This window comes from Phaeobacter cretensis (assembly GCF_047372505.1).
Classification (GTDB): Bacteria; Pseudomonadota; Alphaproteobacteria; order Rhodobacterales; family Rhodobacteraceae; genus Phaeobacter; species Phaeobacter cretensis.
On sequence record NZ_JBKBEU010000002.1, the window covers coordinates 175506 to 195339 of the forward strand.

At 54.1% G+C, this 19834-nt stretch carries 16 protein-coding genes; 11 read left to right on the forward strand and 5 right to left on the reverse strand.

Going from position 1 to position 19834, the window contains the following annotated elements:
• The first annotated feature begins 10 nt into the window (after nucleotides 1–10).
• From ACEWZM_RS19670 to ACEWZM_RS19695, 6 genes are all read left to right on the forward strand, one after another.
• A complete protein-coding gene (locus ACEWZM_RS19670) occupies nucleotides 11–952 on the forward strand; it encodes a CheB methylesterase domain-containing protein (RefSeq protein ID WP_414008263.1) in 942 nt (313 codons plus the stop codon).
• A gap of 24 nt (nucleotides 953–976) precedes the next feature.
• Nucleotides 977–1531 (forward strand): chemotaxis protein CheD, encoded by a 555-nt coding sequence (locus tag ACEWZM_RS19675; protein WP_414008152.1) that lies wholly within the window; start codon nucleotides 977–979, stop codon nucleotides 1529–1531.
• 188 nt (nucleotides 1532–1719) lie between these two features.
• Entirely contained in the window at nucleotides 1720–2538 is an 819-nt protein-coding gene (modA, locus tag ACEWZM_RS19680; protein WP_414008153.1) for a molybdate ABC transporter substrate-binding protein, read from the forward strand.
• A gap of 9 nt (nucleotides 2539–2547) precedes the next feature.
• Complete coding sequence (modB, locus tag ACEWZM_RS19685; RefSeq protein WP_414008154.1) at nucleotides 2548–3246, forward strand: molybdate ABC transporter permease subunit; 699 nt, start codon at nucleotides 2548–2550, stop codon at nucleotides 3244–3246.
• Nucleotides 3240–4328 carry a molybdenum ABC transporter ATP-binding protein gene (modC, locus tag ACEWZM_RS19690; protein ID WP_414008155.1) on the forward strand — a complete coding sequence of 363 codons (1089 nt, stop codon included), beginning with the start codon at nucleotides 3240–3242 and terminating at the stop codon, nucleotides 4326–4328. The genes modB and modC overlap by 7 nt, the downstream gene beginning before the upstream one ends.
• Before the next feature lie 215 nt (nucleotides 4329–4543).
• Nucleotides 4544–5842 carry an NAD(P)/FAD-dependent oxidoreductase gene (locus tag ACEWZM_RS19695; protein ID WP_414008156.1) on the forward strand — a complete coding sequence of 433 codons (1299 nt, stop codon included), beginning with the start codon at nucleotides 4544–4546 and terminating at the stop codon, nucleotides 5840–5842.
• On the opposite strand, the gene ACEWZM_RS19700 is transcribed toward ACEWZM_RS19695, so the two are convergent.
• Nucleotides 5839–6888: a zinc ABC transporter substrate-binding protein gene (locus ACEWZM_RS19700; RefSeq protein ID WP_414008157.1), complete on the reverse strand. Its 1050-nt coding sequence runs from the start codon at nucleotides 6886–6888 to the stop codon at nucleotides 5839–5841. The two genes, ACEWZM_RS19695 and ACEWZM_RS19700, sit on opposite strands and share 4 nt — an antisense overlap.
• Nucleotides 6889–6981: 93 nt before the next feature.
• On the opposite strand from ACEWZM_RS19700, the gene ACEWZM_RS19705 reads away from it, so the two are divergent.
• From ACEWZM_RS19705 to ACEWZM_RS19715, 3 genes are read left to right on the forward strand one after another with little or no spacing between them, the layout of a single operon-like run.
• Nucleotides 6982–7464, forward strand: a complete 483-nt coding sequence (locus ACEWZM_RS19705) for a Fur family transcriptional regulator (protein ID WP_414008158.1) — start codon at nucleotides 6982–6984, stop codon at nucleotides 7462–7464.
• Nucleotides 7461–8240 carry an ATP-binding cassette domain-containing protein gene (locus tag ACEWZM_RS19710; protein ID WP_414008159.1) on the forward strand — a complete coding sequence of 260 codons (780 nt, stop codon included), beginning with the start codon at nucleotides 7461–7463 and terminating at the stop codon, nucleotides 8238–8240. Before ACEWZM_RS19705 ends, ACEWZM_RS19710 begins: the two co-directional genes overlap by 4 nt.
• A complete protein-coding gene (locus tag ACEWZM_RS19715; RefSeq protein WP_414008160.1) occupies nucleotides 8237–9040 on the forward strand; it encodes an iron chelate uptake ABC transporter family permease subunit in 804 nt (267 codons plus the stop codon). The genes ACEWZM_RS19710 and ACEWZM_RS19715 overlap by 4 nt, the downstream gene beginning before the upstream one ends.
• Nucleotides 9041–9156: 116 nt before the next feature.
• On the opposite strand, the gene ACEWZM_RS19720 is transcribed toward ACEWZM_RS19715, so the two are convergent.
• The gene (locus tag ACEWZM_RS19720; protein WP_414008161.1) at nucleotides 9157–11436 is read right to left on the reverse strand and encodes a response regulator; all 2280 of its coding nucleotides are present in this window, start codon (nucleotides 11434–11436) and stop codon (nucleotides 9157–9159) included.
• Nucleotides 11437–11456: 20 nt separating this feature from the next.
• Nucleotides 11457–12389 (reverse strand): PhnD/SsuA/transferrin family substrate-binding protein, encoded by a 933-nt coding sequence (locus ACEWZM_RS19725; RefSeq protein WP_414008162.1) that lies wholly within the window; start codon nucleotides 12387–12389, stop codon nucleotides 11457–11459.
• Between the two features lie 175 nt (nucleotides 12390–12564).
• Between ACEWZM_RS19725 and ACEWZM_RS19730 the strand changes: the two genes are divergently transcribed.
• Both ACEWZM_RS19730 and ACEWZM_RS19735 read left to right on the forward strand, forming a co-directional pair.
• Nucleotides 12565–16608 carry a PEP/pyruvate-binding domain-containing protein gene (locus tag ACEWZM_RS19730; RefSeq protein ID WP_414008163.1) on the forward strand — a complete coding sequence of 1348 codons (4044 nt, stop codon included), beginning with the start codon at nucleotides 12565–12567 and terminating at the stop codon, nucleotides 16606–16608.
• A gap of 110 nt (nucleotides 16609–16718) precedes the next feature.
• Complete coding sequence (locus ACEWZM_RS19735) at nucleotides 16719–17627, forward strand: MurR/RpiR family transcriptional regulator (protein ID WP_414008164.1); 909 nt, start codon at nucleotides 16719–16721, stop codon at nucleotides 17625–17627.
• A 25-nt stretch (nucleotides 17628–17652) separates the two neighbouring features.
• Here the strand turns inward: ACEWZM_RS19735 and tviB are convergent, their stop codons facing one another.
• Complete coding sequence (gene tviB / locus ACEWZM_RS19740; RefSeq protein WP_414008165.1) at nucleotides 17653–18924, reverse strand: Vi polysaccharide biosynthesis UDP-N-acetylglucosamine C-6 dehydrogenase TviB; 1272 nt, start codon at nucleotides 18922–18924, stop codon at nucleotides 17653–17655.
• 124 nt (nucleotides 18925–19048) lie between these two features.
• Nucleotides 19049–19831 carry a dimethylarginine dimethylaminohydrolase family protein gene (locus ACEWZM_RS19745; RefSeq protein ID WP_414008166.1) on the reverse strand — a complete coding sequence of 261 codons (783 nt, stop codon included), beginning with the start codon at nucleotides 19829–19831 and terminating at the stop codon, nucleotides 19049–19051.
• Between the last annotated feature and the right edge of the window lie 3 nt (nucleotides 19832–19834).

Consider the following 19834-nt stretch of genomic DNA (forward strand, 5'->3'; position numbering starts at 1 on the left):
ACAACAACACATGGAGGCCACTTATCAGGGCCTTCAAGTGCTATTGGCCAACAACCTGATGATGGCCTACAATCAAGCTGAAGCCGGACAACCGAAATTCGCCTTTGTAGAAGACGGTTTCACAAAGCTTCCTGAATTTGAAATGATGCTTGCGTTGTTCTCAGCTCTCGATATCCGGTGGGTATCGGTGATGGACAGTCAAGGATCAACACCTGCACGCAGCTCATCACCTTTGTTGGATGTTGGCGCCGGTATCTTTGAACTCTCGAAATCGGACAATCCGCAAGATTTCGCACGCTACTTTGACATGATGGTTAAAGCACCGCGTAAGGATCAGCCGTCTCAGATGGCACAAAATAAAGTCGGATCTACAACAGGACCAGGCAGTGACAAAATTATCCTGATCGGGTCCTCCACAGGCGGTGTTGAAGCGCTTCGCAGCGTTTTGGTGGGTTTTCCCCTAAACTGCCCGCCAACCATGATCGTTCAGCATACCGGCAAAAATTTCGGCCGTGGCTTGGTGTCACTTCTTGATCGGATTTGCCCTGCTAAGGTTGTGACTGCAGATGACAGTATGGCACTCGCACCCGGCCATGTTTATGTCGCTGCCGGTCAGCCCCGCCATATGGGATTAACCCCGCGCAAACCCTATCGAACCCGGTTCAAGGAAGGGCCTCCGATTTCGGGCCACATGCCGTCCGTCGATGCACTTTTTATGTCTGCAGTGCCTATCGCAAAGAGCGTTGTTGCCACAATCTTAACCGGTATGGGGCAAGATGGGGCACAGGGGCTGCTTGAACTGCGCAAAGCTGGGGCAAAAACCTTTGCGCAGGACGAAAAAAGCAGCGTCGTCTACGGGATGCCACGAGTCGCCTGGGAAATGGGCGCTGCGCAGCAACAGGTCTCGCTTGCGCGAATGGCCGGAACATTGATTCAGGCCTGCAAAACCTGACAGATAACTGGGAAGGAAACCACCTTGAGCGTTTTTGCTAACTCCACCACGGTGACAGTTCTACAAGGCGAGTATCGCGTATCGACAGCCCCAAGTGTGGTGTTCTCCACCGTGCTGGGATCCTGTATCGCTGCCTGCATATACGACGAAAAAGCCGGAATTGGTGGTATGAACCATTTCCTGCTGGCCTCTTCGACCGCCAGCGATAGCGTAAATGCCCGTTACGGCATTCATGCTATGGAGCTGCTAATCAACGGCATCATGAAAAAAGGTGCAAGCCGTGAAAACCTAAAGGCAAAGGTTTTCGGCGGTGCCAAGATGTCAGCCAATCTGTCAGACATCGGTGCCTCGAACGCGGATTTTGTGCAACGGTTTTTACGAGACGAGGGCATCGCCGTCGTCTCCTCAAGCGTAGGCGGCACCTCCGCTCGACGTGTTCGCTTTCATGCGACATCCGGAGCAGCGCAACAGACCCAGGTCAAGGACGACAGACGTCTAGGCGAACAGGAACGCGTCGCTGCACGACCCACAGCAGCACCCAAACCTGCAGCAGACGTGGGCGCGGTCACGTTGTTCTAGTATCAGCAAGCCGGGTCTCCTGCTCAGAGAGCACCTACAGCGACCTTAGATAAATTTGGTAAAGGGTCCGGCAAGTTCCGGGCCCTTTGTCACGTTGCAGCCCCGGCACGACATGGCATGATAACCTCTTGCAGCATAGTCGCACTGACCACTATCATCTTGTTTATAGGCGAAAACAGGATGCCACCGTGCAAAAACGACCTAAACAGACAGCGTCAGCTAAACACTTTAGACAGCTCGTTTATCGCCAGATTGCCGCCCTTGCCATTGTTCTGGCCTTCGTCTTACCAAATGCTGGTAGCGCAGAACGTATCACGGTTTTCGCAGCTGCAAGTCTCAAAACGGCACTAGAACAAATATCGCATACTTATGAGGCCAAGACCGGAGTAGCTGTCGATCTATCCCTTGCAGGTTCATCGTTACTGGCCAGACAGCTACAATTTGGTGCCCCAGCCGATGTTTTTATCTCAGCCAATAGCGCCTGGATGGATTGGGCCCAAGAACACCAGTTGATTGCAGCGGAGACGCGCTTCGATCTTTTGACCAATACCCTAGTTCTGATTGCTCCCACTGGTTTGCCGGAAGATAGCGCAAAATTATCGCTGACTGATGGTCCCGGGCTGCTGACTGTACTGCAAGGTCGCCCGCTAGCGATGGCATTGGTCGATGCTGTCCCCGCGGGAATATATGGCAAGTCGGCGCTACAATATCTCGGCCTCTGGGACCTGATACAGCCTCATGTCGCACAAACCGACAATGTACGCGCAGCGCTGACATTGGTATCGCGCCGTGCCGCCGGTCTGGGCGTTGTCTACGGATCAGATGTCGTAGGCACGACAAGTGTTACTGTGCTGGATAGTTTCCCATTAGACAGCCACCCGCTGATCGTCTACCCGATCGCCGCTACGAACGACCGTATAGAAGCCACTGATTTTCTAAACTTCCTACGCAGTCCGATTGCGAAAGAAATCTTTGTCAGGCAAGGTTTCACTGTATTAACGGAGTGACCATACCGAATGCAATGGCTGGGCCCAGATGAATGGCAGGCGGTCGCCTTGTCCATAAAAGTTTCGTTCTGGGCAACTCTTCTGGCAATGCCGATTGCTCTACTGGTTGCCGTTGCCTTGGCCCGCTGGCAGTTTCACGGAAAAGCCCTGCTCAACGGTTTGGTACATCTTCCGTTGATCCTGCCGCCAGTGGTCACAGGATATGTGTTGCTAATTGTGTTCAGCGGCCCGAGCCCAATCGGTGCGGCTCTTAAATCTGCTGGTATTGTCTTAGCGTTTCGCTGGACTGGCGCCGCTCTCGCTGCTGCGATCATGGGATTTCCACTAATGGTCCGAGCCATGCGCCTGTCACTAGAGGCGGTGGACCCGAAGCTCGAACAGGCTGCCGCGACGTTGGGCGCTTCGCGGATCTGGGTGTTTTTGACCATTACGCTGCCTCTGATCTTGCCCGGGGTGCTGGCCGCGGCGGTGCTTGGCTTTGCCAAAGCAATGGGCGAATTCGGAGCCACGATCACCTTTGTGTCCAATATTCCCGGCCAGACACGCACCCTACCGTCGGCGATCTATGCCTTCCTCCAAGTTCCGGGCGGTGAGAACTCCGCGTTGCGATTGGTCATCGTATCTGTCGTCATTGCAATGGCAGCGTTGTTGCTGTCCGAATGGCTCGCCCGCAGAGTCGCGGACCGAGTGCGAGGCGCAACATGCTAGAAGTCGCGTTGACACACCAATTGGGACCATTGGCTGTTGATGTTAGTTTTTCTGCACCCGATGGTGTGACCGTTCTGTTTGGTCGCTCGGGTGCCGGAAAAACATCCGTCGCAAATGCGGTCGCGGGTCTGCTGACCCCCTCAGCTGGTAAAATCAGTATCAAAGAACGGGTTGTTCTGGACACCTTGAACGGTATCAGCGTTCCTTCGCACCGCCGACGCATCGGCTATATATTCCAGGATGCACGGCTCTTCCCGCATATGACCGTTTCAAAGAATTTGATATACGGCCAACGGTTTACGGCAAAGCGCAAGCAGGCCACATCGCTAGACATTGTCGTCGAGATGCTTGGTCTTGATGGTCTATTAGACAGACATCCAGCGCATTTATCCGGCGGGGAAAAGCAGCGGGTCGCGATTGGTCGGGCACTCTTATCTGCTCCGGATATGATTTTGGCTGATGAGCCATTGGCCGCTCTAGATGAAGCCCGAAAGTCTGAAATTCTTCCATATCTGGAACGACTTCGTGACGAAATCTCCCTCCCGATCCTGTATGTTACGCATTCGGTCGCCGAAGTGGCCCGGCTCGCGACAACTGTGGTTGTCCTGCAGGACGGGCGCTGCATTCGCAGCGGTCCCGCAGATCTTGTCCTTGCAGACCCGGCGGTGATGCCCACAGGAGTCCGTGCAGCTGGCGCAATCCTGCAGGCTCATGTGCATCGTCACCACTCAGACGGGCTAAGTGAACTGAATGCCGGTGGCATACCCCTATTTTTACCGCAGGTCCCTCATCCACCTGGTCAGGCCGTGCGTGTGCGTATCTCCGCGCATGAAATCATACTGTCGCGTGAATGCCCCCATGGGCTCTCTGCGCTGAATATTCTTCCAGGTACAATCACCTCGCTGCGCAGTGGCGAAGGGCCGGGGATGATGGTCTCGCTCCAGACCAACGCCGGAACCCTGCTCGCACGCGTAACCCGACGGTCGGCTGCGGCTATGAAGCTTTCGGTTGGAGCACACTGCCACGCAATTGTAAAATCCGTTTCCGTCGCACCAGAGGATGTGAGCGGAAGCCGCACATAAACTCATCCGTACCAGTTCACGACGCAACAAATCAGGCTACAATGAACTATTTTCCTCGGCAGAGATCAACAGCTGCGATATGTCGAAAATCTGATCAAGCATCAGCCACACCTAATGTCCTAAATTTCCAGATAGCGAAAGCAGCACAGTAAGGAACAGTTGATGCAACGACAACGACATCTGATTCCAGATGACCACTGTAACCGAGGCCGCCCATGACCGGTGATCTATCGCATTCTCTTTGGCACAAAACATGTCGCGAAGACGTCGTCGCATCAAACCTGGTCGATCACGTCACTGCCGATCTTGTTGTTATCGGCGGTGGCTACACCGGATGCTCCGCTGCTTTGCGAGCTGCCCAATTGGGTACCGATGTTTGCCTACTAGAGGCTGATACCTTTGGCTCTGGCGGATCAGGGCGCAATGTCGGATTGGTCAACGCTGGGCTGTGGTTACCTCCTGAGAAGATCGGCGCACTCCTTGGAAACACGGCTGGTGCACGACTAAGTAGGCTACTTGCTAAAGCCCCTGCTGTTGTTTTCGACCTGATCAAAACCTATCAGATCGATTGTGAGGCAACGCAAAACGGTACATTGCATTGCGCCCATGCGCGTTCGGGGCTCAAAGATCTACAAAATCGCCACCGTCAATTGAACGCAATTGGCGCTCCCGTTACACTGCTATCCCGTGACGAGGCCGTAGCGCGGGTCGGGAGCGATGCTGTCCATGGCGGGTTGTTCGACCCACGTGCCGGGACGATCCAGCCGCTGGCCTATGCCGTCGGACTGGCCCGCGCCGCTGCCTCACAAGGCGCACGGTTATATGCAAAATCTCCAGCAGTGAAACTGTCGCGCGAAACGGACGGTTGGTTGGTCTCCACACCCGATGGCAGCGTCCGCGCACGCCAGCTGATCATGGCGACAAACGCTTATCCACTACCAATCTCGGGCTATCCTGCGCCAACCACTATACCTGTCAGCTATTTTCAAGCAGCAACCGAACCATTGCATGATGACCTCGCGGCCAAAATTCTACCAAAAGAAGAGGGATGTTGGGATACCGGCTTGATCATGTCGTCTTGGCGACGTGACCGCGCCGGACGGCTTATTGTCGGCGGCATGGGCACACCGTCTCATATCGCCGGAGAGATCCACACCAATTGGCTCCGCCGTAAATTGACAAGTATGTTTCCAAGTCTGTCCAATCATCCCTTCGAAGCCCAATGGGCGGGTAAGATCGCAATGACAACGGAACACATCCCGAAGATCCTCGATCTTGGCCAAGGTTATGCCTGTTTCGGGTATTCAGGGCGCGGTATCGGGCCCGGTACTCTTTTTGGCCAGCATATGGCTGAAGCACTCATCAGCAACGATCCTTCTGTGCTCCCGGTCAGCGTGACCAAGCAACACAATTTGCCCTTTGCCGGATTGCGTGGCGCCTATTACGAAACCGGCGCCACGCTGGTTCACCTTTTGGCCCAAAGAACAGGCCAAAAATCTGCTATCGCAGATTAGTAGCAGCTGGCGATAGCCTCTCCCACGGCAGTCAACAACATCGGATAAAAGTCTGTTCCCAGTTCCAGATTGACACCAAGCGGATCAATCACGGCGGTCCGCGCCTCGGTTCCATCCAGAACGGTCTCAACCAGACCTGGGCTAAACTGAGGCTCAGACAGAACACATTTCACATTCATCTCACGAACAACATCACGAATTTCGGCGATCCGCGCCGGACTTGGGTCTGTTGCATCACCAAGCGAGATCGCGCCAGCAGCCTGAATACCGAAACCAGTCTCAAAGTACTGATACGCATCATGAAAAACGACAAATGTCCCGTCTTCCACCTTGGTGAGGTTCGCTGAAATCGCGGTTGTAGCGGCAGCGATCTCTGCTTGGCCCTCTGTCGCGTTACGCTGGTACAGATCTCCGTTTTCCGGATCAAACTCCGCCAATGCATCAGCAATGACCTTGAGCCAGGCGCTGCCGTTCTCTGCCATCAACCAAGCATGTGCATCCAGGCTACCGACTTCGTGATCGTGATCATGCTCTCCGTCATGACCCTCTGCGTGATCGTCGTCATGCCCATCATCATGCTTCGCATCATGATCTTCACTATGCTCGTCATGGTGATCGTCGTGATGTTCATCATGCTGATCGTCGTGGCGCTCTTCGTCATGGTCATCATCATGGCCGCGCCCGAATTGAGCGGTATCGCGAACAGTCAGCGTGCGCGTGCCATCAGCTTCCAACAATGAAATAACCTTGGCGTCGGAGGCAAGCGAGTCAATCGGGCCTTCCAACCATGGGGTCAGCCGCGACCCGATCCAAAATACCAGATCAGCCTGATCCAGTGCCCGTGCTTCCGACGGGCGCATGGCATGACTGTGTGGAGACGCACCCCGCGGTACTACCAGTTCGGGAGTGCCAACACCCTGCATAACCCGCGCGACCAAGCCGTGCACCGGTGCAATATCGGCCGCAACTTCAGGCACTTGCGCAAAGGCACCGGTTGCCAACGACCAGACAGTGGCAGCAGTGACAATAAAACGTGTTTGTCGCATGATACATCCATGTAATTGTATAACATTGCGCCAGTTGATAAGCGTCATAACATAACATATCAAGCCTCAAGAGGACACCAAACGGAGCCATAGATGGACCCCATCGGATTTGACGCCCATGATCATAGCCATTGTATCGCCGATGGGATCGCGGTGGCGGATGCACATTGCAGGGCAAACGGGTTGCAATTCACACCAGTACGCCGACGCGTATTAGAGATCCTGCTGCAGGCCCATCGCGCAATGGGTGCCTATGATCTTCTTGATATTTTGCGCAATGAAGGCTTGGGATCCCAGCCGCCAATAGCCTATCGGGCATTGGATTTTTTGGTAAAAAATGGCTTTGTTCACAAAATTGAACGCCTCAACGCATTTGTCGCCTGTAGCCATCCCGGCGACGATCACGCACCAATCTTCATGATCTGCCGTGGTTGCAACGCAGTTGCAGAGGCGCCCTCTCAGACCACGAACGGTCGTCTGGGCTCAGCTGCACGAGACACCGGATTTCTGATCGAGCGCACGGTGGTTGAAGCCGAGGGACTTTGCCCCAAATGTCAGTCCACGGATACAGCATGAGCCTAGTTGCACTTACTGATATCACGGTGCAGCACAACGCCAACCCCGTATTACGTAACGTAAATTTTTCGATCACCGCCGGTGAAATCGTTACGATCGTCGGTCCTAATGGATCTGGAAAATCTACTTTTCTTCGCACAGTAATAGGCGCACTCAAGCCCACAGGCGGGTCAGTCGCCCGGATAGACGATTTACGCATCGGATATGTTCCGCAGAAGCTCCATATTGATCCGACATTGCCCCTCACCGTGCGACGCTTTCTGAGCCTACCGAAACCCGTCAATGATGCCGCGGCGCAAACTGCGCTAGAACAAGCAGGCGCCGGGCAGTTGATGAAACGCCAAATGACCGGTCTATCTGGTGGGCAATTTCAGCGTGTCCTGTTGGCGCGCGCGCTGCTTTGCAATCCTCAACTCTTGATCTTGGATGAGGCAACACAGGGTCTGGACCAACCCGGCTCCGCTGCGTTCTACCAACAGATTGAGCAGCTTCGGCAGGAGCTGGGCTGTGCAATCCTGATGGTTAGCCATGAATTACATGTTGTCATGGCAGCCTCCGATCGCGTGATCTGTCTCAACGGCCATATCTGTTGCGAAGGTGCGCCAAAGCATGTTGCGTCTGCACCGGAGTATCGGGCTCTGTTTGGTACCGGCACTCAGGGTGCTTTGGCTCTCTATCGTCATGAGCACAACCATTCTCATGATCATCAATGTGGTCATGATCACGCCCATGATCCAACGCCGACCGGCGTCGATGTGACTGGACCGCATTCATGATATTACTGGATAGCTTTATGGTCCGCGCCGCCCTTGCCGGCGTCGGTGTTGCTCTCGCGGCTGCACCATTAGGTTGTTTCGTCGTTTGGCGTCGAATGGCCTATTTTGGCGACGCGACGGCACATGCCTCCATCCTAGGCGTCGCGCTCGCTCTGAGCTTCGATACACCAATATTTTTGGGTGTTTTGGCGATGGCATTAATAATGGCTACAGTGGTAACAACGCTGAGTGGCCGCGGATATGCCGTTGATACCCTATTGGGTGTACTCGCACACTCCTCCTTAGCGTTCGGCCTTGTGGCGGTATCCTTCTTGCACGGGGTGCGATTAGACCTCATGGCCTATCTGTTCGGTGATATCTTGGCTGTAAACCGTACAGATCTGCTCGTAATTTGGGGCGGGGCGATTTCGGTTGTCATACTCTTGTGCTGGCGCTGGTCAGCGCTACTCACCTCAACCCTCAACACTGACCTTGCCTACGCCGCTGGAATTGACCCAAAACGTGAACAGTTGGTTCTGACTTTGGCTCTGGCGGTTGTGGTGGCTGTCGCAATCAAGGTGGTGGGCGTTTTACTTATTGCTGCATTACTAATCATCCCCGCTGCAACAGCGCGTTCGTTTGCTGACACACCGGAACGAATGACCATGATCGCAGCAATTGTCGGTGCGATTTCTGCCCTTGGCGGTTTACAGCTCGCGTTCACATTCGATACACCCACCGGCCCCACAATCGTGTGCTTAGCAGCGGTTATGTTCGCGGGTTCAAGTCTGAAGCAATTGGTCTCAAAAAGCGTGAGCTAAACAGCAGGACAGCAATACGGAACAAGCAATCGAGGCTTACTTGCTTGTATTCTGTTCGCTATAATGTGCTTTCTCATCGAAACCGACGTACCATCGGTTTTAGAAGCCTCTTGGAGTCAGGTTCCCGTTTTCGCCTGCGGACCACAATCCACCCACTTGCCCACCGCTCCAAGCAAGGCTTTCTTGTTGATAGGTTTGCTGAGAAAATCATCCATACCTGCGGCGAGGCACTCCTCTCGGTGCGACTGAAGTGCATTAGCGGTCAATGCCACTACCGGGCAGCGCCCTGCCCCCAGTTTCTGCTCCAGCTGCCGTATTTCTACCGTTGCATCGATCCCATCCTTGACCGGCATCATCATATCCATCAGCACAATATCCGGATGGTGCTCCTGAAACATTGCCACGGCCTCTTCACCATTGGCCGCAATCAACACCTCTATCGGCGCGGCTTTCAGCATGCGCGACACCACTATTTGATTGGTGCGATTGTCTTCAGCCAATAGTAATTTTACGTGTGGCGCATCCGACATTTCCGATACCGGTGCCTGAACAACCTGAGGCGCTTCATCCGGTACATCGCCCAGAACGCGGCTCATTACAGAGCGGAGTTGCGCTGCCCTTAGCGGTTTAAGCGCTACCTCGCAGTGCCCCAATTGATCACGCATATCCTGCTCGAAAATGTTTTCCACCGACGACAAGATCACGATTGGCAGGTCCTTATACTCCGGGATCTCACGAATACGCTGAGCAAGTTCCTTGCCGTCCATTCCCGGCATCTGAAAATCCTGCAAAATCACATCGTAGTGCACCCCATCGTGGCGCGCATCCAACAACAGTTCCAACGCTTGATGCGCCGAGCCCACCGCAACGTTGTCTACGCCCCAGGTATCCAATCGTTCTGTCAACATGACCCGGTTAAGCTCTAGATCATCAACGATCAAAGCGCGCAAACCATTAAAGTCGCGCTCATCCTGCGAGCGCTTCGGTGGATCTGGACGGATACGCAGCGGTAAATCGATGGTAAAGACTGAGCCCTTCCCTAATTCAGAACGGACGGAAATACGCCCGCCCATCAGATTCAGCAAACGGGTAGAAATTGCCAGACCAAGGCCGGTACCTTCATAATTTCGAGTCGCAGCGCCGTCAGCCTGTTCAAACGCGTTGAAGATACGGTCCAGGCGATCATCGGGTATCCCAGCGCCAGTATCTGTCACCGAAATTCGCAAATCTGTCTGGTCATCCCCTGACTGGCCGGACACCTCTATGTAGACATATCCTTTTGCCGTAAATTTGACCGCATTGCCTGCAACATTGGTCAGGATCTGGCGAATACGTCCTACATCCCCTTCGTAGCATTCCGGCAGGCTGGGATCATAGCGGAGGGTTACTTCGACGTTTTTCTCAGCAGCTTTCGGCGACAACAGCGTCACCACATCCTCTACAGCGGTTTGCAGGTTAAATGGCGCACGATCCAGCTCCATCTTGCCGGCTTCGATTTTGGAGAAATTAAGAATATCGTTGATGATGGTCAGCAACGCTGAACCGGACTTGGAAATAGTCTCAGCATACATTGTCTGGTTTTCATCCAGATCCGTTTCAAGAACCAGTTCCGCCATACCGATCACCCCGTTCATCGGTGTGCGGATCTCATGCGACATATTCGCAAGGAATTCTGATTTGGCCCGGTTGGCTATGTCTGCGGCTTTTCGCGCCTCTTCCAAGGCGTATTCTCGCTCGTCACGTTCGTCAAAGGTGTCCTCCAGAACACCAACCGAAAAATTGAGTGCCCTGAATTCACGTGAGGCGAACCAAGGCAACCGCAATTTTCGGTTCGACAGACCCGCAATGGCATCAGACATACGTTGATGAATGATTTGTAGCGGTCGCAAGGCGAGCACGTTCACCAGGATCAAAACCAAAAGCGATAGCATTGCTACGGCAATCACGGTCCACATAATCGTCTGGCTGACCTTCTCTTGGACCATGGCCTGCCCTTCGCGAGTGGACCAATGCACCACCATGTGACCAAAATCAAAACCATCAAGCGTAATGGGACGATCATACATGACAAAATCATCCGGCCCGACCTCATCGGTCCGGCCGGCTTTGGCTATAGGAACGCCCTCGCTACTTTGGATCTGGATCTTTAAGAGTTTGGGATTGCGAGTGATTGCCTCAATCAACCCAGTTTCCAAAACCGGCACGTCCTCGACAATGATCGATTCTAACATCAACCCACTCAATAGAGAGATCGTCAGCTCTGCCTGCTCTTTCAATTGCGCCTGAAGATTACGGGTCTCATAGCGTCGCGCAACATCACCGATGGCCGCCGCCACAAGCATGGCGGCCAGCGATAGTGACAGTACAATCTGAAAGAGTATGCCCGTGCGTTTCATTGGGGTCCTCGGTAACGACGCTAAAAGGCTTGGCTCTGTTCCATGGCGTCGCGGATCAGGTCGTAATCGGAGTCGGCCCCCTCAAGAAAACCGTTTTTGGATACTCGTCGCACGATCTCTTCGTTTTCTGATGACAGCATAATCTGGCGCATAGCGAGCAGAACGTGTTCCGGCAGAGCAGAAGATGCAAGCCAAGGCTTCGTCACATTGTCGAAACTCGTCAATATGCGAATCGGTACACCCTTTGAGATCAACTTCTTGTATGTACTCTCTTTCAGAGCACCTGCCGTGAATTTTCCGGCACCAACGGCCTCACCCACTAAATCGTGACGCCCCAGATATTCATAGGTGTGTAGATCATCACTATCGATCCCTGCCTCCAATAGATGGCTCTGGGCTAGATAACGACCAATCGTTGACAGCTCGTCCCCGAATGCAAAACTAAGGCCCGACAGATCCGACAGATCTGTAATAGTACTATCGCGATGAACGACGATCACGCCTTTGAAACGCTTGCGCCCTTTCTTCGATTCCATGGCAACAATCTGAATGTCAGGATTCTGATTCATCACATGGACATAGGACGCAGGCCCGAACCGCGCAAAATCGACCTCGCCGCTGGCGAGCTGATTGATACCCTCTTGATATTCCTTAGCAACAGTCATCCGAACGACAACCTTCTCGCCCAGGGCTTCGCCAAGACGATTGGATAAAAATGTCAGGAACGGGCGATATTTTTTGACCGTTACAGTTGGTTTATCCGCGGCGTAGGTACCAAACGTCAGCGTGATATCAGCGCGAGCTGTCAAAGGCGCCATCGACACCACGACGCAGACACAGAAAATAAACCACAAGCGCAAAAAGCTCGCGGGTTGAAGTGTGTATTTCGGAGCGATCAACATCGTCACCTCCTGTATGGACCCAGCCGGTGCCGGATCGGTGAAGTCGTGCATCTGTTTACCCTGAATAGTAAGAAAATTTGGTTAAGTGGCCTTAAAATAGTAAATTAATATTACCGCCACCCTTTTAACGTGACATCAATATTAATGTTTCAGTAACGACTTCAGTGCTTTTTTATAAAATTCGTCACAAATTTGAAGATCGGGTTGAACCCCGACAGGACAGCTCGTGATAGCAAAATGTATTCGTTCCCGCACACCCAATTCTCGCCTTCAGCTTGCGATTGTCTTGTTGATCAGCGCAGTTCCCGCTACGGCTTGGGCCATCCCCTCACCAGAACTGGTGATCGGGTCAGTCTCATCCTTGTCTCAGGTCTTCGCTGTAGGGATCGCTATGGTATCCGGTCTTGGCGCTGTGATTGCTGCCAAATTGGGTTTCCAACCCCAAAAGGGCGCGCAGGCGAAACGATATCCAGTACGACTGATCATGGGATTGGTATTGGCGGCCCTCGCCATGGCCGTCCTGAACTACTGGCAGTTCAACAATCAACGCGCAGCAGAGAAAGCACGCTTGCAAGCGACACTGGTACGTCCTGCGCAATTTGATGGAACCAAGATCAAGGACGCCTCCCTAAAAGAGACCAGCTTCTTGCACCAGTCGGATCATCCGCTTGCAATGTCAACATCGTCTGCAGCGATGGCGTTGGAAGACGGCGAAACGTTGTTCTACGACATTCGTGAAACCGGTGAAAACGCGATGGGTACCTTACCGGGCTCTACCCACATCCGCTTCCCCGACTTTTTGCAATCGCGCCCCGTACAACTGGGACAAAAGGTTGTTTTGTTCTGCCATAACGGGAACCGCAGCTCGGAAACCTGTGCGAAGCTGGCCGAGATGGGTATCGACTGCAGCTTTATCGCTGGTGGCATCGAAAAATGGATTGTGGAAGGGCGGGATTTCTCAGACAAAAATGTGAAGACACTGTCTGATCTACGCGCAATTCCAGAGTATCCCGGTCGCGATGTGCTGCTCAGCACTGCTGACTTCACCAAGTTGCTGAACACAGAAGATTTGCAAATTGTCGACACTCGCTACCCCGGTGATTTTGATAGCGGCCACCTACCAGGGGCAGTCAATCTTCCGATCCGTAAGATGACAACAGCCGATTTGATGCAGCGCATAGACGAATTAGACCCAAACAAGCCAACGCTAGCGGCATGCTATGACCGTCGCAGCTGCTTCATGAGCCAGGTTCTGGGTCTTGAGCTATCGCAAAAAGGGTTTGATTTTCGTGGTCGCTATACGTTGCCCTGGGAGTATTTTATTGCTCCTAAACCCAAACCACACGTTCAGGCCTGGCTGGCGGATCAACAAACCGGCCTTTGGGACAAAGCAATTTCGACACTATCGGCAGCCCTGCTTTGGGTCCATGAGCGCAGCCATATTCTTCTCGGTCTACTAGCACTCTCTTTGATCACACGGATCCTGATACTGCCTGTGGCGCTAAAATCTGAACGCGACCAGATCATCACCGCAGAGACGGCCGATGAGATGAAGGCGCTGAAGATAAAGCTGGCCCATGATCCTGTACGCAAAGCGCGCGCGGTTCAGGCGTTCTATGTCGATAAGGGACTGACGCCGATGAAGAATCTCACCGCTCTTCTGTTCCTGCCGGTGATGATGCTCGGCGTATCAGCCGCGCAGGATGCCAGCGCCAGCCTGCAATCCGGCTTTCTCTGGATGTCTGATCTTGGCAAATCTGACCCGCTGTTCATCATGCCACTGTTGTTTTGTGGCTTGGCAGCTATCTACCTCCTGTGGGCCGTGGCAAAAACCAAACGACAGAAACTGCTATGGATGGTGTTGGGGCTGCCTGCGCTTTTTGCCATGGTGTTCGCGCTGTCCGGTGCCGCAAACGCATATCTCTGCTTCAGCTTAACATTCCTGTTGCTTCAACGCGCCTATGTTACCGGTATGCACCTTAACCTAGGCAAGACAGTGTCTATGTTGCTCCACCGGCGTCAGTTGACCAAACTACCGCGCGGCGTAATCCCGATGGGATATACCGAAGAACTGCCAGACGCCGGCAATAAGGCTCTTCGGCTGTCGGTCCTTAAAAACGCTGGCTTGCCGATTCCGGGCGGAGTGATCCTACGCTCGGATGCCATTCGTGATTATCATGCCATGACAGATGCACAAAAAGATGTGTTTGCGGTGCATGTTTTCCAACAGGCTGGTGGCAAACCCGTCGCCGTACGTTCATCTGCTAGCAATGAGGACGGCGCAGATCAGAGCTTTGCCGGAGTATTCGAGTCCGTTCTGAACGTCACCACCGACACCATGCGCGCTGCCTTGGATGAAGTGGTGGCGAGCTTTTCTTCTACCCGCGCCGCCAGCTATTCTGGTGATGGTGATGGTGATGGTGATGGTGACAATACCTATCAGGGAAACATCGTGGTGCAGGAAATGGTGCAAGCCGACTATGCCGGCGTGATGTTCACTCAGGATCCGATGGCCCCCGGCATGACAATGATCGAATGGGTCGAAGGATGTGGCGAAGATCTCGTCTCAGGCCGCGTCACCCCGACCAGTCTGCGTTTTGGTCGTTATTCAAATCTGCCCGCAGATACCGATCAGGACCAGACACTCGATATGGCGCCTCTCCTTGTTCTAGCCAAGCAGATTGAAGAGATCTTTGGCGCACCTCAGGATGTCGAATGGGCCTATGCCGATGGGCAATTCCAGATCGTACAAAGCCGCGATATCACCACGTTGTCGCTTGGGGCCGAAGCAGAACGCGTTCGTCTTGCCGAATGGCGCTGTCTGCTGGAGCGCTATGCCACAAACGGTCCCGATCAGCCGCTGCTGGAACAGGATGAAATGTCCGAAGTACTACCCCGCCCAACCCCTTTGTCATTCTCGCTGATGAGTAGTCTATGGGCGCCCGGTGGCAGTGTTGATCTCGCGTGCCGCGCATTGGCTGTGCCGTATAAACTGCCTGAAGATCGCCCCGGCCACATGGTGAACCTTTTTGGTAAGACATACGTTGATGTCAGCCTCAAGGAACAGATGACGCTGAAACTAACAGCGACCAAAGCAAAGCAACTCCGCAAGCAAGCCCGGCCGATAATATCCCACTTCCAGGATGAACTGATGCCGCAGCTAACCGATCAGCTGGCGTTTTGGCAGGCGGTCGACTACAAGGCTTTGCCCCGGCACAAACTGCTGGAAGCCATCGCAACCCTACGCGATCTCTTTGTTACCGACATTTATGTCGAGGCTGAAAAAATCAACATTATAGCAGGATTTACCATGAGCGAAGCGAGCGCGGCTGCCGCAGGCGACCCAGCGCTACGGGCTAAACTGATGCATACCGAATTGCCCAATGCTCCGTCCAGCTTGCTCGCGTCCTGTACAGGTCCGGATGCTGAAAGCCGCGCGCAAGAGCTCATGGGCCACCGCTCGATCTTCGACTACGAGCTGGCTACCCCCCGCTATAGTGAAGCACCTACCCTTCTTGCCTCTCTGCTCAATAGCTCGGTCGAGCCTATCAACGGAACCTTAGCAAATCCCGCTCATCTGCCGGATGGGTTGCACGATACACTGGATCTGGCAATCGCCTATCAGGACCTCAAAGAACAAGCCAAACATGAGGCACTGCGCGTTTTGGCAGAGCTGCGGCGCGCGTTGCTGGCCCTTGGCTCCAATACGGGACTGAACGACCTGATTTTCTATCTCAGCATGGATCAGATTATCACCGACAGCTGGAATAGGCCGGAAGCCCTGAAAGAAACCGCATTGGCGCGCAAACATAAGGAGGAGCTGCGCAAGCTCTCCGCACCGACTGACGTCACATTGTCTCTCCGCGATTGCGAACTTCTCTCACTTGGTGCGCAGACCGGAGCCAGCGATTGTGATCTGGGCGGCACCTGCGTGGCCGGCAGCGGCGAGGTGAAAGCCCGTGTTTTTTGGGTTGAGGATGAAACCGCCATCGGTCCAGAGGTTTTCGACGGGTTCCAGAATGGCGATGTTCTGGCCTGCCGTATGATCAATCCCGCCTGGCTACCCTATGTGCAGCGTTCAGGTGCGGTACTCAGCGAAGTCGGCGGCTGGCTCAGCCATATGGCGATTGTTGCCCGCGAAAAAGACATTCTGATGCTTGTGGCCTGCCGAGGGTTGGATCAATTGGAACATGGTGATCAGGTCACCGTGGCCGAAGATGGTTCGATCATTCCGCCGACAACGCAGGGGCTAAAGGTCGTATCCGCCTAGTCCTACGCCCTTCTTTTCTGTCCCTCGGCTTGACATAAATCAGTCTTTTCGAGGGGCAGAAACAGATGTTCTTACTTGCGCTCTTTCACACAAATGGTCTGAAGTGTGGGATGGACACAGCTATTGACCCAAAGCAGCCTCATCGCCTGCTAACCCAATTAAAGACACAGATCGACAGTCTGCCACCCGCGCTATCGGTGGCTGCGAAGTACATCATCGACAATCCCGGTGACTTTGGTCTTGATCCGATCCGTGTCTCAGCAACCAAGGCCGGTGTCAGTGCCAATTCACTGGTCCGTCTGGCAACGCATCTCGGGTTTGACAGTTTCGAAGCCCTCCGCAGCCCCTTTCGCTCAGCGCTGACCACAGACCGTGAAGGTGGGTTGGGTCTTGGTTGGCTTGATCGTCTGGAACAGACAGAGACGACAGCGCGTCACGGCCGTATCGCCCGCAATGAGGTTAACATCGTCGCCCGATCACTGCGCCTGATGACGCCTGAACGCATCACTTCAATCGTTACCGTGCTAACTTCTGCCCGTCACTGCTATGTCACTGCAACGCGCGCCAGCTATGCGCTGGCCTACTACTTTCACTACGTAGGCCGGATGGCGTTACCAAGTCTGGATCTGGTTCCGCGCCACATGGGTACTGCAGTGGATGAACTGATGGACATCGGCATTCAGGATTGTTTGATCGCAATGACCTTTGCGCCCTACTCTTCAGAAACGCTTCAGGCTTTGCGGCTGGCCCGTAACAAGGGGGCAACCCTAATCCTGATCTCCGACAGCGAGGTTATCGCCCCCGCGCTACAACCTGATCACCTGTTACTGGTGTCCGATAACACACTACATCCATTTGGTGGCTACGGCGGGGCGATGGCTGTGCTTGATTGCTTATTGACCCATCTGATCGATGCCGGCGGTGAGACGGCGCAAGACAGGATCCGCACCTATGAAACAGTGAGAGAAGATACCGGTGCCTATTGGCGCGGTGGCAAACTCCCAAAGGTTCCGAAATAACGACGGTTAGGGCCAAAACGTCAACTCAGAGCCGCAGATCAGATTGATCCGGCGTCAATACATACTTCAGATCGTACAGGAGCGCGCCAGCGCGGCCCAACGCCCGGATCTGATCCGCTCCCATCTCTCGGAACTCATGATGCGCTACCGCCAATAGCATTCCATCGTAAATGCCTGTCTCCGGGAGGTTGACCAGATCAATGCTGTATTCCTCGCGCGCTTCATCTCGGTCGGCGTGGGGGTCATGAACATCAACTGTCAGGCCAAACTCCTGCAAACAATGCACCACATCGATCACCCGCGTATTGCGTAGATCCGGACAGTTCTCCTTAAACGTCAGCCCCATCACCAATACCCGTGCATCGGCGACCGCCATCTTGCGCTTGAGCATGGATTTGACCATCTGACTTGCCACATAGGCACCCATACCGTCATTCAGCCGTCGCCCTGCCAAAAGGATCTCAGGGTGATAGCCCAGCTGCTCGGCCTTATGGGTAAGGTAATAGGGATCAACGCCGATGCAATGCCCGCCAACCAGTCCGGGGCGAAAGTTAAGGAAATTCCATTTGGTCCCGGCTGCCCGCAGCACTGCCTCAGTGTCGATATCCATCCGATTGAAGATCTTGGCCAGCTCATTGATCAACGCGATATTGATATCGCGCTGGCTGTTCTCAATCACCTTGGCGGCCTCGGCTACACGAATGCTCTCCGCCTTATGGGTGCCCGCCGTCACGATTTCACGGTAAAGCGCATCAACCCGATCTGCGATCTCCGGTGTTGAGCCTGAGGTCACTTTGACGATATCCGGCAAGCGCCGCGTCTGGTCGCCCGGATTGATCCGTTCCGGGCTATATCCCACAAAGAAATCACGATTGAACTCCAGCCCTGACATCTGTTCCAGAACCGGCACGCAATCGTCCTCAGTGGCACCCGGGTAGACTGTCGATTCATAGATTACCAAATCGCCAGCTTTCAGCACCCTGCCAACGGTCTCGGACGCCCGTAGCAGCGGCGTCAAATCCGGGCGACGGCTGCTATCAATTGGGGTAGGCACTGTAACGATAAAAACTGTGCAATCGGCAATATCTGCCGGATCGTCGGTCAATGTCAGTTGTGTAGCCCTCGCCAGTGCCTCTGCACTGATTTCACGGGTGCTATCCGCGCCTGCGTGCAATGCACCGATGCGATCCGCGCTAATGTCAAAACCGACAACTGGGCGCGATTTTCCAAACTCGACGGCCAGAGGTAACCCGACATAGCCAAGCCCGATCACGCAAATCCGTTCTGTCCCACTCATACGCTACTCCAATGGTTCTAATCTGCCCGATTGCCTTTCATAAGGGGCGTAGGAACTAAGTTTCAACCATATGCAGCCAGATTGCCTCCGAAACCCGAGGAGATCCTGCAGGAGGGGTTTGATTTCAGAATCGCAATGATAGACAAGACATTCCGCCATCCAGCTTCGCGCATTCCGAATTGCTGATTTGAACAACCTCAAACCCCTCGCGGTCCAGCATTTCGGCCGTGCGTGGAAAATCCGCAGCCATCAGCACCAGGTTGTTATACCGAATGGCATTTGCCGCTGCTTCTTCACCGTCAGCGACATGCAGAACACGGTAGCCTTCGAAACATCCAGAGGCGTCCAGCCGTTTGGTTGCCAGAATGGTCTCGCCATCCATCAAGGAGCAGTCGGTCTTGAAATGCAAAACGCCCTCCGGCGTAAACACTTCGCGCAGTTGATGACCCCAGTCCGACACAATCTCCGCTAGTTCAGCGACCCCTGCGGCATCGGTACGCGCTGAGCGACCTACGAGAATTTCACGGTCGGTCACCAGAATGTCGCCGCCCTCTATGAAACCGGGGCCGGTGATCTCGCGGACGTCGTTATAGCATTGGCGCAGCGCAGGGGCCATTTCGGCAACTTCGCCCAATCGCGATGGCGCTCCGGGCCGCATCAGGACAGCACCTCTGGGCAGGCACAATGCTGTATCCTCTACAAAAACCGCATCAGGAAAGGCCTCAAGCGGGAGCAGTTCGATTACCTCGGCACCGGTGGATTTCAAGGCTGCGACATATTCAGCATGGGCTGACAGCATCTGGGCGAGATCTGGAGTGCCGATATCCTCTGCACGCAACCCGTCCGTAATGCTGGATGCCGGGCGACGGGTGATGGCACGGGTGAATTCAAATGTCGGGTTGCTCATAAC

What these genes read in the sequence shown, in the direction of transcription:
- ACEWZM_RS19670 (WP_414008263.1), top strand. Translation starts at nt 11, where the DNA reads ATGGAGGCCACTTATCAGGGCCTTCAAGTGCTATTGGCCAACAACCTG.
- modB (WP_414008154.1), top strand. Translation starts at nt 2,548, where the DNA reads ATGCAATGGCTGGGCCCAGATGAATGGCAGGCGGTCGCCTTGTCCATA.
- modC (WP_414008155.1), top strand. Translation starts at nt 3,240, where the DNA reads ATGCTAGAAGTCGCGTTGACACACCAATTGGGACCATTGGCTGTTGAT.
- ACEWZM_RS19695 (WP_414008156.1), top strand. Translation starts at nt 4,544, where the DNA reads ATGACCGGTGATCTATCGCATTCTCTTTGGCACAAAACATGTCGCGAA.
- ACEWZM_RS19700 (WP_414008157.1), bottom strand. Translation starts at nt 6,888, where the DNA reads ATGCGACAAACACGTTTTATTGTCACTGCTGCCACTGTCTGGTCGTTG.
- ACEWZM_RS19705 (WP_414008158.1), top strand. Translation starts at nt 6,982, where the DNA reads ATGGACCCCATCGGATTTGACGCCCATGATCATAGCCATTGTATCGCC.
- ACEWZM_RS19710 (WP_414008159.1), top strand. Translation starts at nt 7,461, where the DNA reads ATGAGCCTAGTTGCACTTACTGATATCACGGTGCAGCACAACGCCAAC.
- ACEWZM_RS19715 (WP_414008160.1), top strand. Translation starts at nt 8,237, where the DNA reads ATGATATTACTGGATAGCTTTATGGTCCGCGCCGCCCTTGCCGGCGTC.
- ACEWZM_RS19720 (WP_414008161.1), bottom strand. Translation starts at nt 11,436, where the DNA reads ATGAAACGCACGGGCATACTCTTTCAGATTGTACTGTCACTATCGCTG.
- ACEWZM_RS19725 (WP_414008162.1), bottom strand. Translation starts at nt 12,389, where the DNA reads ATGCACGACTTCACCGATCCGGCACCGGCTGGGTCCATACAGGAGGTG.
- ACEWZM_RS19735 (WP_414008164.1), top strand. Translation starts at nt 16,719, where the DNA reads ATGGACACAGCTATTGACCCAAAGCAGCCTCATCGCCTGCTAACCCAA.
- tviB (WP_414008165.1), bottom strand. Translation starts at nt 18,924, where the DNA reads ATGAGTGGGACAGAACGGATTTGCGTGATCGGGCTTGGCTATGTCGGG.
- ACEWZM_RS19745 (WP_414008166.1), bottom strand. Translation starts at nt 19,831, where the DNA reads ATGAGCAACCCGACATTTGAATTCACCCGTGCCATCACCCGTCGCCCG.